This is a genomic window from uncultured Ruegeria sp. (assembly GCF_947489545.1).
In the GTDB taxonomy this organism is placed as follows: Bacteria; Pseudomonadota; Alphaproteobacteria; order Rhodobacterales; family Rhodobacteraceae; genus Ruegeria.
In genome coordinates this window covers 201257-216458 of record NZ_CANLDZ010000001.1, presented here as the reverse complement: position 1 = coordinate 216458, position 15202 = coordinate 201257, and the positions used below count along the sequence as shown (strand labels likewise).

12 protein-coding genes are annotated in these 15202 nt (G+C 58.5%); 3 read left to right on the top strand and 9 right to left on the bottom strand.

Features of this window, described 5'->3' with window-relative positions:
* Nucleotides 1-38: 38 nt before the first annotated feature.
* The 7 genes from Q1B13_RS01045 to xdhA form a co-directional block, all read right to left on the bottom strand.
* On the bottom strand, nt 39-1112 hold the full coding sequence (locus Q1B13_RS01045; protein WP_298933721.1) for a BMP family ABC transporter substrate-binding protein: 1074 nt from the start codon (nt 1110-1112) through the stop codon (nt 39-41).
* 35 nt (nt 1113-1147) lie between these two features.
* Nucleotides 1148-2068 carry an ABC transporter permease gene (locus Q1B13_RS01040; RefSeq protein ID WP_298933719.1) on the bottom strand — a complete coding sequence of 307 codons (921 nt, stop codon included), beginning with the start codon at nt 2066-2068 and terminating at the stop codon, nt 1148-1150.
* Nucleotides 2069-2071: 3 nt separating this feature from the next.
* Nucleotides 2072-3154: an ABC transporter permease gene (locus Q1B13_RS01035; protein ID WP_299077149.1), complete on the bottom strand. Its 1083-nt coding sequence runs from the start codon at nt 3152-3154 to the stop codon at nt 2072-2074.
* 63 nt (nt 3155-3217) lie between these two features.
* Complete coding sequence (locus Q1B13_RS01030; protein ID WP_298933714.1) at nt 3218-4735, bottom strand: ABC transporter ATP-binding protein; 1518 nt, start codon at nt 4733-4735, stop codon at nt 3218-3220.
* Nucleotides 4732-5667, bottom strand: a complete 936-nt coding sequence (gene xdhC, locus Q1B13_RS01025; protein WP_299077146.1) for a xanthine dehydrogenase accessory protein XdhC — start codon at nt 5665-5667, stop codon at nt 4732-4734. The genes Q1B13_RS01030 and xdhC overlap by 4 nt, the downstream gene beginning before the upstream one ends.
* Nucleotides 5667-8075, bottom strand: a complete 2409-nt coding sequence (gene xdhB, locus Q1B13_RS01020; protein ID WP_299077143.1) for a xanthine dehydrogenase molybdopterin binding subunit — start codon at nt 8073-8075, stop codon at nt 5667-5669. The genes xdhC and xdhB overlap by 1 nt, the downstream gene beginning before the upstream one ends.
* Nucleotides 8072-9433, bottom strand: a complete 1362-nt coding sequence (xdhA, locus tag Q1B13_RS01015) for a xanthine dehydrogenase small subunit (protein ID WP_299077141.1) — start codon at nt 9431-9433, stop codon at nt 8072-8074. Before xdhA ends, xdhB begins: the two co-directional genes overlap by 4 nt.
* Nucleotides 9434-9777: 344 nt before the next feature.
* On the opposite strand from xdhA, the gene dnaE reads away from it, so the two are divergent.
* The 3 genes from dnaE to Q1B13_RS01000 all read left to right on the top strand — a co-directional run bounded on the left by dnaE (nt 9778) and on the right by Q1B13_RS01000 (nt 13962).
* Entirely contained in the window at nt 9778-13278 is a 3501-nt protein-coding gene (gene dnaE / locus Q1B13_RS01010; protein WP_299077138.1) for a DNA polymerase III subunit alpha, read from the top strand.
* A gap of 91 nt (nt 13279-13369) precedes the next feature.
* Nucleotides 13370-13588, top strand: coding sequence for a glycine zipper 2TM domain-containing protein (locus tag Q1B13_RS01005; RefSeq protein WP_299077135.1), 219 nt, complete (start codon nt 13370-13372; stop codon nt 13586-13588).
* A gap of 11 nt (nt 13589-13599) precedes the next feature.
* The gene (locus Q1B13_RS01000) at nt 13600-13962 is read left to right on the top strand and encodes a hypothetical protein (RefSeq protein WP_299799595.1); all 363 of its coding nucleotides are present in this window, start codon (nt 13600-13602) and stop codon (nt 13960-13962) included.
* A gap of 43 nt (nt 13963-14005) precedes the next feature.
* On the opposite strand, the gene Q1B13_RS00995 is transcribed toward Q1B13_RS01000, so the two are convergent.
* Complete coding sequence (locus Q1B13_RS00995) at nt 14006-14764, bottom strand: SDR family NAD(P)-dependent oxidoreductase (protein WP_299077129.1); 759 nt, start codon at nt 14762-14764, stop codon at nt 14006-14008.
* Between the two features lie 111 nt (nt 14765-14875).
* On the bottom strand, nt 14876-15070 hold the full coding sequence (locus tag Q1B13_RS00990) for a SlyX family protein (RefSeq protein ID WP_299077126.1): 195 nt from the start codon (nt 15068-15070) through the stop codon (nt 14876-14878).
* Nucleotides 15071-15202 lie beyond the last annotated feature (132 nt).

Genomic DNA, 15202 nt, shown 5'->3' with positions numbered 1-15202 from the left:
TCAATGCGGGCATTCTTAGTTTAGCGCTTTTGGCGGCTTTACTGCGGGATTTCGCCTTCCAGCCCTTCAACGTAAAAGTTCATGCCCGCCAATGTGCCATCATCTGCGGTTTCACCGTCCGCCAGCCAGTCACTACCGTCCTGCTTTTTCAGCGGGCCTGTGAATGGGTGATAGCTACCGTCAGCAAGCGCCGCTGTCATCGCCAGTGCTTCTTCTTTGATATCCGCTGGAACCGCGTCCGAGATTTCGCCAATCTCGACCATACCCGGGCCGATACCGTCCCAGGTGTTCGCCGTTGCCCAGCTGCCATCCATCACGGCCTGCGTGCGCGCGATATAGTAGGGGGCCCAGTTGTCGATGATCGAGCTGACGCGCGGCATCGGAGCGTATTCGCTCATGTCCGAGGCCTGACCAAAGGTGATCACGTTGCCGGCCTCTTGCGCAGCCGCTTGCGGTGCCGTCGAGTCGGTGTGCTGCAGGATCACGTCCGCGCCCTGTTCGATCAGAACCGAAGCTGCATCAGCCTCTTTTGCCGGGTCGAACCACGTGTAAGCCCAGATGATTTTGAACTCGACATCCGGGTTCACCTTTTTGGCGTGGATGTAGGCCGAGTTGATGCCACGGATCACTTCGGGGATCGGGTAAGACCCGATATAGCCGATGATGTTCGACTCGGTCATCTTACCAGCGATGTGCCCCTGAACGGCACGGCCTTCATAGAAGCGAGCCGAATAGACCGATACATTGTCAGCCGTTTTGTAGCCGGTCGCATGCTCGAACTTCACGTCCGGGAACTTTTGGGCCACGTTGATGGTCGGGTCCATATAGCCGAACGAGGTGGTAAAGATCAGGTCCGCGCCTTCCAGCGCCATCTGAGTCATCACGCGTTCTGCATCCGGGCCTTCGGGCACCGATTCAACGAACACCGTCTCAACCTTGTCGCCGAAATGTTCCTCGACGGCCAGGCGACCTTTGTTATGCTCATAGGTCCAGCCGCCGTCGCCGACAGGACCGACATAGACAAAGCCGACCTTGGTTTTGTCTTCGGCCATGGCACCCGAGGCCAGACCCAGCGCCATGGCGGCGCTTGCCAGAAGTGATGTGAATTTCATGTAGTTACTCCCCAAGTTGGTTCAATTGGCCCCGTCTAATGCGAGGCGTGGAAAATCCGGCCCAGTGAGGCAGGTGCGCTGCTCTTGTCGGCCGAAAGGATCACAAGCACAAGGATCGTGATGATATAGGGTGACATTGCCAGATACTCGACGGGAATGGCAACGCCCGCTGCCTGCAGATTAAGCTGCAAGACCGTGATTCCGCCAAACAAATAAGCACCCAAAAGCGCGCGCCATGGTTTCCAACTGGCAAAGACAACCAGTGCCAGCGCGATCCAGCCGACACCGGCCGTCATACCCTCGGTCCACTGCGGCACTCGGATCAGGCTGATGTAAGCGCCGCCCAAGCCAGCGCAGGCGCCGCCAAACATGATCGCCATAATACGGATCTTGATAACTTTGTATCCCAGAGCATGGGCGGCATCGTGGTTTTCGCCCACCGCGCGTAGCACAAGGCCGGCGCGCGTGTATTTGAGAACGGCCCAGACTGCGGCGGTTAGGGCGATGCCAACGTAAAGGATCGGATCATGCTGGAACAGGATTGGTCCGATCACCGGGATATCGCTGATCACCGGGATATGAATTTCACCCATACTTGGCGGTTTTACCCCAACGTAGCCTTGCCCAAGAAGGGCGCTGAATCCCAACCCGAACAACGTAAGGGCCAACCCGCTGGCCACCTGATTGGCCAACGCAACCTGAGTTAGCAGAACGAACAGCAACGACAACACGGCGCCGCCGACCGCTGCTGCAAGGAATCCCAGCCAGGGCGAGCCGGTTTCGACGGATGTCGCAAAACCGCTGATCGCGCCAACGATCATCATGCCTTCGACACCGAGATTCAGCACACCAGCTTTCTCGACCACCAGCTCGCCGATGGCGGCCAGCAGCAGCGGGGTTGCAGCCACCATCAACGAGGCGACCAGAAGAACGGGATTGATTTCACCTAGATCCATGGCTCAGGCTACCTCGCTACGGGCCGCACGGATGCGGTAATTGGTCAAAAGATCAAAGGCCAAGAGGAAGAACAGAAGCATCCCCTGGAACACCTGAATGGCGGCGGCCGGCAAACCCAATTGGGATTGTGCAATTTCACCGCCAATATAGGTCAGCGCCATCAGCCCACCGGCCAGCAGGATACCCACCGGATGTAGACGGCCCAGAAACGCCACGATGATCGCGGTGAAACCATAGCCGACGTTGAAATCGATGCTGACCACACCAGAGGGGCCAGAGACCTCGAACATACCGGCCAACCCGGCCAGCGCGCCGGAAAGGCCGAGGCAAAACAGGATCAAGCGGGCCGGGTTCACACCCGCAAATTTAGCGGCGCGCGGAGCCTCACCCGTAAGGCGGATGTGGAACCCCAACATGTGCCGGTTCAGCAGAACATAGGCAAAGATCACGGCAATCAACGCGGTCACAACACCCCAATGCATGCCAGATCCGGAGATCAGCTCGGCGTTATGGGCAGCGTCGTAGGATTGCAGGTTGCGCGAGCCGGGAAAGCCAAAACCCTCGGGGTTCTTCAGTAACCCCAGTGAGACTGAGGCCAGCATCTGCTCGGCCACATAAACCAACATCAGCGAGACGAGGATTTCGTTGGTGCCAAACCGCACCTTCAAAAAGGCCGGAATAGATGCCCAAAGCCAGCCACCAAAGGCCCCGGCCAGCACCATGATCGGGAAAACATAGAACGCATCAATTGGATAAAACGCCAGACCGGCGCCCGCCCCAAAGATTGCACCCATGATGTATTGCCCTTCGGCACCGATGTTCCAGATGCCGGCGCGAAAGCCCAGCGACAGGCCGATCGCAATCAGCACCAATGGCGCGCCTTTCACCAGCAATTGCGGACGATAGTAGAACGCAAATTCGCCAAACAGAGGCTCCCAAAAAATGGTGCCAATGGCTTCGATGGGGTTCTTGCCCAGAATGGTGAACAAGATGCCCCCAAACACCATCGTTGCCAGCACAGCCACCAAAGGGGTCGCATAGGACCACGCCTTGGACGGCTGAGGCCGCTTCTCCAACACAATCACACGCTCATCCCCCCGCGTTCTTCATCTTTTTGTAAATACTCTCGCCAAAGGCGATTCTGCGGCTCACACATGAGCAACCTCCATGCCATGTGCGCCGCCCATCATCAGGCCAATCTCTTCCACGGTCAGACCGGTCGTCTCGCGCGGAGCGCTTAACCGCCCTTCGTTCAGCGCGGCAAAGCTGTCTGAGATTTCCATGAGCTCATCCAGGTCCTGACTGATGCACACAACCGCGGTGCCTTTAGCGGCCAGATCTAGAATGGCCTGTCGGATCGCGGCCGCCGCGGCCGCATCCACGCCCCAGGTTGGTTGGTTCACCACCAGCACGTCGGGATCTTGCAAAACCTCTCGCCCGATGACGAATTTCTGCAGGTTTCCGCCCGACAAGGACCGCGCCGCGTTCTCGGGGCCGGGTGTGCGAACGTCGAACGCGTTGATGATCTTCTCGGCAAAGCTTTGGGTTTCGGCCCACTTGAGGAAACCGTTGTTTTCCAGCCCTTCGCGGACCGATCCGGTCAGCAACGCGTTCTCGGTCAGGCTCATGTCAGGCGCCGCCGCATGGCCCAGCCGCTCTTCTGGCGCGGTCAGGACGCCCAGCTTGCGCCGCGCGGTGGGTCCAAGCTTGCCAATAGGCTGACCGGCGAATTTAATGGCATCAGCTGCGGTCGGAATTTCACCGGACAGCACGCCCAGCAATTCGTCCTGGCCGTTTCCGGCGACCCCACCGATGCCCAGAACCTCACCTTTGCGTACCGTCATATGCACATTGCGCAGTGCTGTACCGAATTCTGAGGGCGACGGCACCGACAAGCCGCTGACATCCAGTGCGACATCGCCAAACTCACGCCCGCTACGCTCTGGTGTCTGCAAGGTCGATCCGACCATCATCTCGGCCATATCGCGCGCCGAGGTCTCAGACGGAACGCATTCGCCGACGTTCTTGCCTAAACGCAGGATCGTGGCGTGGTCACACAGCGTCCGGATCTCTTCCAGCTTATGCGAGATATACAGGATCGAGGTCCCCTCGGACCGCAACTTGTTCAGGGTCTCGAACAGAATCTCAACCTCTTGCGGCGTCAGAACCGAGGTCGGTTCGTCCATGATCAGCAGCTTTGGGTCTTGCAGCAGGCAGCGAATGATCTCAACCCGCTGCCGCTCACCGGCTGACAGGTCACCAACAGTACGAAACGGGTCCAGCGGCAGGCCATAGGTCTCGGATACCTCCCGGATGCGCGAGGCCAAATCCCCCATCGCAGGTGGGTTCTCCATCCCCAACGCAATGTTTTCGGCCACGTTCAGCGCGTCAAACAGTGAGAAATGCTGGAACACCATCGCGATCCCATCGGCGCGCGCTGCGCGGGGCTCGGATGGTGTAAAGGACTGCCCCCGCAGCAGCATTGTGCCGCTGTCGGGTTTCACCAAGCCATAGATCATCTTAACAAGTGTGGATTTGCCCGCGCCGTTTTCGCCCAACAAGGCGTGAACCTCTCCCTCACCGATGTCAAAGGACACCTGATCATTGGCCACGACGCCGGGATAGGCTTTGGTCAGCCCTTGCAGGCTCAGAAGTGGAGTGGTCACGCGCTCAGGTCCTTCTTCAGTTCGTTCTGCCGGGCTGGGCGCAGGATCTGCGCCGCGACACCAACGGCGATCATCTGCGGGTGCTTACCCAGTGATGGGTCACCAATTGGGCAGGTGATCCGCCCGATCCGCTCGGGCGAATGCCCAAGGGCCGCCAGTCGCGACCGAAACCGTGCCCATTTCGTAGCCGACCCAATCAGGCCCGCAAAGCGGAAATCGTGCAAAAGCAGCCTGTTGCACAGTTCCAGGTCCAGATTGTGTGAATAAGTCAGCACAAGATGTTCGGCATCGTGCGGGGCGTGGCGGACAAGCTCGGCGGGTTTCGCCGCGGGCACGGTGGTTACGCCCGCTGGTACCATTTCGGGAAACCGCTCTGGTCCGGTGTCAACCCAGGTAATGGCCAGATCAGGGAGAGGTGCCAGAACATCAACCAACGCGCGACCAACGTGGCCAGCGCCCCAGATCCAAAGATGACGAGTTGGGTTATGCACCGGCTCTACCATCCAGCCATCGATGAGTTGCGGATCTGGCTGCGCACCCTGTCCACGGGCCTTTGCCAGCAAGCGCTTCACCGACAAAGGCATCTCACCACAAGATACCGAACGAGCAATAATGGCGTCGTCCAGGCAGTCTACAGCTGCTCGGTCATAGCTCTCGCTTAACAGCGTCACCGCCCCTCCGCAGCATTGTCCCATATCTGGCCCAAGCGCATGTTGCGTCAGGCGGGACGGCGCAGTTTGCAACCGCGCCGCCTCAGCTGCCTGAAATTCCAAAGTGCCGCCGCCGATTGTCCCGCTTTGACCCTTCTTCCAAACAAGCATCGAAGCCCCAACCTCGCGGGGAGACGATCCCTTGATCCCGGCGACCACAACGCGGACCACGGTGCCGTGGTTAATGACCGCCTCCCTCAAAGCCTCCCGATCAAATCCCATCAGGTATCTCCCCTTACCCGTTGGACGCCGTGCCAGATCTGTTCAGCCGTGGCAGGGGCGTCCAGCGCCGAATAACGAGTGCCGCAGGCTGCCACCGCATTCGACAGCGCCAGCCATGCCGATATGCCCAGCATGAACGGCGGTTCACCCACCGCCTTGGACCGATAGATCGTGTCCTCTCGGTTCTCCGCGTCCCAGAGCGCCACGTTGAATACGTCGGGCCGGTCAGAACAGGCCGGGATTTTGTAAGTCGACGGCGCGTGGGTACGAAGGTTGCCCTTGTCGTCCCAGATCAGTTCTTCCGTCGTCAACCAGCCCGCGCCCTGTACGTAGCCACCTTCTATCTGCCCGATATCCAATGCAGGGTTCAGCGACGCGCCTGCATCATGCAGGATATCCGTGCGCAGGATGCGGTTTTCGCCTGTCAGGATATCCACCGCAACCTCTGTGACCGAGGCTCCGTAAGCGAAGTAAAAGAAGGGCCGACCGTGCCCCTTGATGCGATCCCATTCGATCCTGGGGGTTTTGTAGAACCCGGTTGCGGACAGGCTGACTCGCCCCTGATAGGCAAGCGCCGCTGCCTCGGCAAAACTGTAGCGCTCCTCGCCAACTTCCACATGGCCGTCGGTGAAACGAACGCTTGACGGATCGGCCTGATGGCGTTCGGCCAGATAGTCCGCCATGCGGTCCCGGATCGTATCGCAGGCGGCTTTGACCGCCATCCCGTTCAAGTCACTACCGGACGATGCTGCCGTGGCCGAGGTATTCGGCACCTTGGCCGTATCAGTTGCGGTGATCTTCACCATCTCCAAAGGGATGCCAAAACGCGACGCCGCAACCTGCGCCACTTTCTGGAATAGCCCTTGCCCCATCTCGGTGCCGCCATGGTTCAGATGGACCGAGCCATCCTGATAGACATGCACCAGCGCACCCGCCTGATTTAGATGTGTCAGCGTGAAAGAAATACCAAACTTGACCGGAGAAAACGCAATGCCTTTCTTGATCACGAAATTCTTGGCGTTCCATTGTGCGATGGCCGCTTTACGCGCTGCGTAGTCGCTGGAGGCCAGCAGGGCGGTCGTCATGCCATGCAATTCAAAGTCGCTAACTTCCATGCCGTAGGGCGTCGTGTTACCGCCTTCAGGTACCGGGCGGACCGGCGTGTTTGATGGGGCCATTTCAGCCGCGCCGCGGCTGGTCAGATCTTCGTGCGGATCCGGGTGTCCTAGTGGCTTCGGTGTTGGCGCGAGATCGGCAACCGCATGCGCAGGCTCATAGTAGTTCCGCTGCCGCAACTCGACCGGGTCAAGCTTCAGTTCATGGGCCGCGTGGTCCATGACGCGTTCGATGCCGACCATGCCCTGCGGACCGCCGAACCCGCGATAAGCGGTGGCGGATTGCGTATTTGTCTTAAGCCGATGGCTCTCGATCCGCGCATTCGGAAGCAGATAGGCATTGTCCGAATGCAACATGGCACGGTCCGCGACGGGCAGGGACAGGTCCTGCGCCCAGCCGCAGATCGCATAGTGCAGAAAAGAAACCCCCTGAATATGACCGTGCTCGTCAAACCCGGCGCGGTACGAAATACGGAACGCATGGCGCTTGCCGGTGATGATCATATCGTCATCCCGATCGTAGCGCATCTTGCAAGCCTTACCGGTCGCACGCGCCGCGATCGCGCAGGACACGGCCAAGGCGTTGCCCTGGCTTTCCTTGCCGCCAAACCCTCCGCCCATGCGGCGGGTCTCGACACGGACCGCGTGCATGGGAACGCCCAACGCATCCGCAACTTTGTGCTGAATCTCAGTCGGGTGCTGGGTCGAGCTGTGCACCAGCATATCCGCACCCTCATTCGGCACGGCCAACGCGGCCTGACCCTCCAGATAGAAATGCTCCTGGCCACCAATCTCGAACGTGCCCTCGATCACATGGGTCGCGGCTGAAATGGCGGCCTCCGCATCGCCCTTGGCATAGATGCGTGGGCCATCTTCGAACCGACTGTCGGCGGCCAATGCCTCTTCCACTGTCAGGATCGGCGTCTCTTCGGCATAGTCGATCTTGCCTAATCTTGCGGCTTTGCGCGCGGCTAGATGGCTGGTCGCGACCACAAGGAAAACAGGCTGACCGATGTAGTGAACGGTGCCGTTGGAAAGCAGGGGTTCATCATGGATAGAAGGGGAGACATCGTTGGCAAACGGAAGGTCTTCTGCTGTCATCACCATCAAAACGCCGTCTGCAGTCTTAACTGCAGACAGATCCACGGTCTTGATCGTACCCTTGGCAATCGGGCTGAGGCCAAAGGCCAGATGCAACGTTCCCTTGGGCGTTGGGATGTCATCTACATAGCGGGCAGTGCCAGACACATGCAGCGGCGCCGCGTCGTGAGGGAGGGGTTTAGTCACGCTCATGCCGACACCTCCAACACATTGGTCGCTTCGCCCTGATCCTCAAGGAAATAGCGCTCAAGCAATGCCTTGGCCGTTTCAAGCCGATAGAGTGCCGAGGCGCGCATGTCCGTCATCGGGGTAAAGTCGTCGGCAAAGGCGGGGATAGCAGCCCGGATGGTTTCAAGGGTCCAGGGCTCTCCGACCAGCGTGGCCTCGACACATGCAGCCCGTTTCGGAATGCCCGCCATGCCGCCAAAGGCGATCCGTGCGTCGGCAACGACACCGTCCACGACCGAAATCTTGAAACATCCACACACCGCCGAGATATCCTGATCGAACCGTTTGCTCAGTTTGTAGCATTTCAACCGGTCTGTCTGACGCGGGAAGCTGATGGCTTCGACGAATTCGCCGGGAGCGCGGTCCTGCTTGCCATAGTCGATGAAGAAGCTTTCCATCGGGATCGAACGTTGCACGTCGCCCTTACGTAAGTGGACATCAGCATTCAGCGCAATCAGCGCAGGCGGGTTGTCTCCGATGGGGGAGCCGTTGGCGATGTTGCCACCAAGGGTAGCTGCGTGGCGCACCTGTACACTGGCATAGCGGCGGATCATCTCGGCGTAAGATGGATGCAGATCCGCCAACGCCTCACCCATCCGGTTCATGTCAACCATGGCCCCAAACCGGATTTTTTCCTCTGTGATGGTGATTTCTTTCAGGTCGTCACAGCCATTCAGGAAAATCACCGGATCCAGATCGCGTAGCTGCTTGGTGACCCACAGGCCCACATCGGTCGCACCGGCGACCAGGGTCGCGTCCGGGTATTGCGCGTAAATCCGGGCCAGCTCGTCCGACGATCCGGGCAGCAAGGTAGAAGTCACCTGCGTCGCTACTGGCGTGTCTTTTACCCAAACCGGTACTGGGTGCTTTTCGACGGCTTCGGCGGCGCGAATGATCGGCGCGTATCCCGTGCAGCGACATAGATTGCCCGCAAGTTGGGTGTCGTGATCCGTGGCGCCATTAATGTGACTGGAAACCATCGACATCACGAAACCAGGCGTGCAGAATCCGCATTGCGACCCGTGCAGGTTGACCATCGCCTGTTGAACCGGGTGCACCTCTCCATTTGGGCCGCTGGCCCCTTCGACGGTGCGCACAGCCCTTCCATGCAACTGAGGTAGAAACAGAATGCAGGAATTCAGAGCTTTCGCGCCGCCTTCATCAGTCACCATGACGGTGCAAGCCCCACAATCGCCTTCGTTGCAGCCCTCCTTGGTGCCGGTGAGGCCGCGATCTTCGCGCAGCCAGTCCAGCAAGGTCGCTGTCGGATTTACATCCGCCAGCTCCACTGTCTCTCCGTTCAGAAGAAACGTGATGTTCATTCGTGAAACCCGTCGCGTTACCCGGTTGCGCCCCTCGGTGCCCTCCTTCGATGCGACGTAGAAAGAGTAGCGGGCTGGTAGCTTGCCATAAGATGTTAGAAACAGCGTGCGTGATCTGGCAAGAAAAACTACCTGTAATATGCACCATTCCATCAATGCAGCGTAAGATCGTCGTGTGTGTGTAGTGTTTAATTGTTTGGAACTAAAGCATTTTATGCTGGAGGTCGGCGCCGCCTTGCGAAGCACCTTCTGAAAAAGCCGAATAATCAACGATGATTTTTTTGACAGTTGGTGGTTAAGGTTCCGGCTTTTGCGCGACCGCCGGCTGGGATAGCTTGCGTGGTATGAGCAGTATTCCCCGATTCATTCACCTCCGCGTTCACACCGAATATTCCCTGCTGGAAGGCGCCGTACGGCTGAAAAAGCTGCCGGGTCTTTGCGAGAAGATGGATATGCCGGCGGTCGCGGTGACCGACACCAATAGCATGTTCTCGGCGTTGGAGTTTTCGGTGTCCGCCAGCGATGCAGGTGTCCAGCCGATCATGGGATGCCAGGTTGACCTGACCTATGTGCAAGCGCAACCCGGTGAAAAGCCCAAGATCCCGGCACCGCTGGTGCTGCTGGCTCAGTCCGAGGTTGGGTATGAGAACTTGATGAAACTCAGTTCCTGCCTCTACGTGGACAAGGGCGGTCAGTTGCCGCAAGTCACGTTGGAGGAACTGGCAGAACGTTCCGACGGCCTTATCTGCCTGTCCGGCGGGCCGGACGGGCCGGTCGGGCGGCTGCTGCAACAAAGCCAGCGCCCAGCGGCCGAAGCCTTGATGGATCAGTTGGCGTCGATGTTCCCAGACCGGCTTTACGTTGAGCTGCAACGTCATCCCGGCGAGGATGGTCAGCCCGAGGCCGAACGCTTGACTGAACGCGGTCATGTCGAGATGGCCTATGCCAAGAACTTACCACTGGTGGCCACAAATGACGTCTATTTCCCCACCTCGGACATGTATGAGGCGCATGACGCGCTGATCTGCATTTCCGAAGGGGCTTACGTGGACCAGCAGGCCGGTCGCCGCCGCCTGACCGCGCAACACTACTTCAAGTCTCAGCAGGAAATGGCGACGCTGTTTGCCGACCTGCCTGAGGCCATCGAGAACACGATCGAGATTGCCAAACGCTGCGCCTTCATGGCCTATCGCCGCGATCCGATCTTGCCTAAATTCGCCGATGACGAAGTTGCTGAACTGCGCCGTATCGCCAATGAAGGCTTGCAGAAACGCCTTGCCGTGATCCCACATGCGGTGACGCCTGAGGAATATCAGGAACGGCTGAATTTCGAGCTCGATATCATCGAAGGCATGGGCTTTCCTGGCTATTTCCTGATCGTCGCGGATTTCATCCAATGGTCCAAGGATCAGGATATTCCTGTTGGTCCGGGGCGAGGCTCTGGCGCGGGCTCTTTGGTGGCCTATGCGCTAACGATTACGGACCTTGACCCGCTGCGCTATTCCCTGCTGTTCGAACGGTTCCTGAACCCCGAGCGTGTCTCGATGCCGGACTTCGACATCGATTTCTGCATGGACCGCCGGGAAGAGGTGATCCGTTACGTGCAGCAAAAATACGGGCGCGACAGGGTAGGGCAGATCATAACCTTTGGTGCGTTGCTGTCCAAAGCTGCCGTGCGCGATATCGGGCGCGTTCTGCAAATGCCCTACGGCCAGGTGGATCGCCTGTCCAAGATGATCCCTGTCGAGGGTGTGAAACCCGTCTCCATCGAAAAGGCACTGAAAGACGAACCCCGCCTGCGCGAAGAGGCTCGCAATGAAGAGGTCGTCGACCGCTTGCTCACCTACGGCCAACAGGTTGAAGGGTTGTTGCGGAACGCTTCGACCCACGCGGCAGGTGTTGTGATCGGGGACCGCCCTCTGGACGCGCTGGTGCCGCTGTATCAGGATCCGCGCTCCGATATGCCCGCGACCCAGTTCAATATGAAATGGGTGGAGCAGGCCGGGCTGGTGAAGTTCGACTTTCTTGGTTTGAAGACGCTGACTGTGATCCAGAATGCGATGGATCTGATCTTCAAGTCCGGGCGCGATTTGCACATCGCCCCTGACGGCACCGAGCTTTATGAGCCCGCTGAAGGGGCGGTAAACCAGATCAACGCCATCCCGCTGGATGACGAGGCGACATACAAACTCTATTCCGCCGCCAAGACGGTGGCAGTGTTTCAGGTGGAATCCAGCGGCATGATGGATGCGCTCAAGCGCATGAAGCCGGACTGTATCGAAGACATCATTGCCCTCGTCGCGCTCTACCGTCCCGGCCCGATGGAGAACATCCCCAAGTTCTGCGAGGTCAAGAACAAGCTGAGCGAGCGGGACACGCTGCACCCGTCCATCGACCACATCCTGGACGAGACCCAGGGCATTATCGTCTATCAGGAACAGGTGATGCAGATCGCTCAGGAAATGGCGGGTTACAGCCTTGGCGGCGCGGACTTGTTGCGCCGCGCAATGGGTAAGAAAATCCAGGAGGCGATGGACGCCGAACGGCCCAAATTCCTCAAAGGTGCGGCTGAAAACGACGTGGACGAAGCCAAGGCGACCGAGGTTTGGAACCTGCTCGACAAGTTCGCCAATTACGGCTTCAACAAATCGCACGCGGCGGCCTATGCGGTGGTCAGCTATCAGACCGGCTGGCTGAAAGCGAACCACCCGGTCGAGTTCATGGCGGGTGTCATGAATTGTGATATCCATCTGACCGACAAACTGGCTGTGTACTTCGAAGAAGTCCGCAAAGGGCTGGAACTGCCGTATGTGCCACCTTGTGTGAACCGGTCACAGGCGACGTTTGACGTCAATGAAGGGCATTTGGTCTATGCGCTGGGCGCGCTCAAGAATGTAGGTGTCGAGGCGATGAACCTTGTGATTGAAGGACGCGGTGCGAAGCCATTCGTCAATCTTTTCGACTTAGCCCGCCGGGTCGATCTTAAGAAAGTTGGTAAACGTCCGCTTGAGATGTTGGCGCGGGCAGGGGCATTCGACGAACTCGACAAAAACCGTCGCCGTGTATTCGATAGCCTCGATCCGTTGGTACAGTATTCGGCGGCTATTCACGAACAGAAGAACTCCAACCAGGTGTCGCTGTTTGGTGAGGCGGGTGATGATTTGCCCGAACCGCGCCTGTCGCCGACGCCAGATTGGTTACCGGCCGAGCGCCTGAGCGAAGAGTTCAAGGCAATTGGCTTCTACCTGTCCGGCCATCCCCTAGATGACTACATGCCTGCGTTGAAACGCAAACAGGTTCTGACCTTGGACGAGGTGATGGAAAAGGCGCGATCCGGCCCGTTGATCGCAAAGATGGCGGGAGTGGTTGCGGGGCGTCAGGAACGGAAATCCGCCCGGGGTAACCGCTTTGCCTTTGCGCAATTGTCTGACCCAAGCGGTGCTTACGAGGTCACTCTGTTTTCCGAAACTCTGGAAAAATCGCGCGAGTTTTTGGAAACCGGTGCGCAGGTCGTGCTGACCGCTGAGGCAACGATGGAGGCCGATCAGCTCAAACTGCTGGGGCGCTCAGTTGGACCAATTGATTCGGTTGTTGCTGACGCAGGCGCCACCGGTCTTCGGATTTTCGTGGATCAGGCTCAGGCGGTGCCAACGCTCGCCAAAGTGTTGGAAGACGCCGCCAGCGCCGCACGCAGCGCGGCCAAAGGCCCAATCCAGCTTTGTTTGCTGGATCCAGGATTGCCCGGTGATGTTGAACTGGATCTGGGTCAGGATTTTCCCATCAATCCACAGATCAAAGGTGCGCTGAAGTCGTTGGAAGGTGTGATGTCAGTCGAAGAGATCTGACCGAAGACGGCTTTGTTGCCAGATAGTCCAGGCCTCGCTAGGCTGAATTCAGAATGTGTATTCAAGGGTCAGATCACAGGAGAGCGCCCAGATGAAAATTGCGGATACCGGTTTCAGAACAATCACTTTCGCCGCGGCTGCGTCGCTGGTGCTGTTGTCAGCATCGGCGGGGCTTGCCGACAACAAAAAGAAGAAGAATACGATCGAAGGCGCGTTGATCGGCGCGGGGGTTGGCGCCCTGATCGGAGACGGCAAGGGCGCAGCCATTGGTGGTGTGGCCGGGGCATTTATTGGACACAACTGGAAGTGAATGCGATGCGTATGACCCCCTTAAGAGCCGTATTGGCAAGCGTTTGTGTAGCACTGCCAAGCGTGGCCTTTGCTGATGAGGCCGCCGAACAAATGGTCCAGGATGCGTTGCCCGTGATGTATCATACCTGTGTCTCAGTCGTAGAAGAGGCAGACGGGGATGAAGCCTTTATCTATGCCGTCGTCGAAAAGCTGACCGCCGTATCGATCTATAACCGTCAGATCGATATCAATGACCACGCGGCCTCTGACGAGGAAAAAGCCAAACTGCATCAGGCGTTTGTGGAAGCCCTGCGCGACGGATGCGCGGATGACAAAGACGCATTGCTGGCTGGTGTTGTTGACAATGCGGTGAAATCAACGCTGGGACTATGATGGGCTTATCGCCAGGTCTGTTGCGGCTTAGCTTCGTGACCTCCTAACAGTCCTGACGAAGCGCGGGCAGCCCGACGCCGGTGCTGTCAAACCCGCCATCGGATGCGATCACCTGTCCGGTCACATAGCTGGCCTTGTCCGAGCACAGAAAGCAGATCACCTCGGCGATCTCTTGTTCCGACCCATAGCGGTTCAAGGGGATCGCGTCGTGATAAGCTGCGATGATATCGGGCGTGTGCACGGCCATCGCCAGTTTGGTGCGGACCGGACCGGGACAGACACAGTTGGCCCGGACGCCATACTCACCCAGTTCCGCCGCCTGCTGTTTCGTCAGGTGGATGACCCCCGCCTTTGATGTGCCATATGCCACGCGCAAAGTGCTGGCGCGGAGCCCTGATATTGACGCGATATTGACGATTGCGCCTTTGCTGGTCTTCAAGGGCTGCACAGTCGCTTGACTGACCAGAAATACACCGTCGAGATTGGTTTCCATGACCCGTCGCCAGGTCGCAAAATCCGCCTCTTCGATAGGACCAAAATCCGCTACGCCCGCATTGTTCACGACCGCGTCGATCTGCCCGAAATGGTGGAGTACCGCCTCAACCATTTCGGATACTTGCTCCGGGACCGAGATGTCGTAGAAAAACGGCTGCGCACTGCCCAACCCCTCAGCGGCCAGCTTCAACTCATCCGCGTCCCGGTCCACCATTGCGACCTGCCACCCTTGTTGTAAAAACAGCTTTGTGGTGGCCAAGCCGATGCCACGGGCAGCCCCGGTCACAAGCGCAAGTTTTTGGGTCATCGGCTATCTCCGTCTGCTGCCTTTTGGGGCGGTTTGCGTCGTTCAGGGTGTTGTACAAGTCGTAACATCCACGCTCTGAGTGTTGTACAACTCCTTAAATTCACCGCACCTTCAGTAATGCGGTGGGCGTTCGTCCCCCAAGACGATACCGCCTGTTCCTTCCTGAGCCCGTTCCCCTTCGCGTCGCATCAGGATCTCAACCCGGCGGGTGAGGTTATCAATCTCGTCCTGTTGCCGGGTGACAATTGCGTTCAAGTCTTCAACCGTACGGGTCAGATGGGCGATCTGTTCTTCCAGATGCTGCATATCGGGTTCCTGTGGGGGCTTGTGTCTGTCTCGCTCATAGCGGCCCGGCAAGCGCATGACCAGTGAAACCGCGCTGTGCGGCCGCGCGTTGGCTTGCCCCGATCCCGGCCATGGGATAGACCGCGCGCGGAA

Bases quoted from the DNA above. Each gene is read 5' to 3' on its own strand.
- Q1B13_RS01000 (WP_299799595.1), top strand. From the start codon at position 13,600: ATGACCCCCTTAAGAGCCGTATTGGCAAGCGTTTGTGTAGCACTGCCA.
- xdhC (WP_299077146.1), bottom strand. From the start codon at position 5,667: ATGGGATTTGATCGGGAGGCTTTGAGGGAGGCGGTCATTAACCACGGC.
- Q1B13_RS01040 (WP_298933719.1), bottom strand. From the start codon at position 2,068: ATGGATCTAGGTGAAATCAATCCCGTTCTTCTGGTCGCCTCGTTGATG.
- xdhA (WP_299077141.1), bottom strand. From the start codon at position 9,433: ATGAACATCACGTTTCTTCTGAACGGAGAGACAGTGGAGCTGGCGGAT.
- Q1B13_RS01005 (WP_299077135.1), top strand. From the start codon at position 13,370: ATGAAAATTGCGGATACCGGTTTCAGAACAATCACTTTCGCCGCGGCT.
- Q1B13_RS00990 (WP_299077126.1), bottom strand. From the start codon at position 15,070: ATGCAGCATCTGGAAGAACAGATCGCCCATCTGACCCGTACGGTTGAA.
- Q1B13_RS01045 (WP_298933721.1), bottom strand. From the start codon at position 1,112: ATGAAATTCACATCACTTCTGGCAAGCGCCGCCATGGCGCTGGGTCTG.
- dnaE (WP_299077138.1), top strand. From the start codon at position 9,778: ATGAGCAGTATTCCCCGATTCATTCACCTCCGCGTTCACACCGAATAT.
- Q1B13_RS00995 (WP_299077129.1), bottom strand. From the start codon at position 14,764: ATGACCCAAAAACTTGCGCTTGTGACCGGGGCTGCCCGTGGCATCGGC.
- xdhB (WP_299077143.1), bottom strand. From the start codon at position 8,075: ATGAGCGTGACTAAACCCCTCCCTCACGACGCGGCGCCGCTGCATGTG.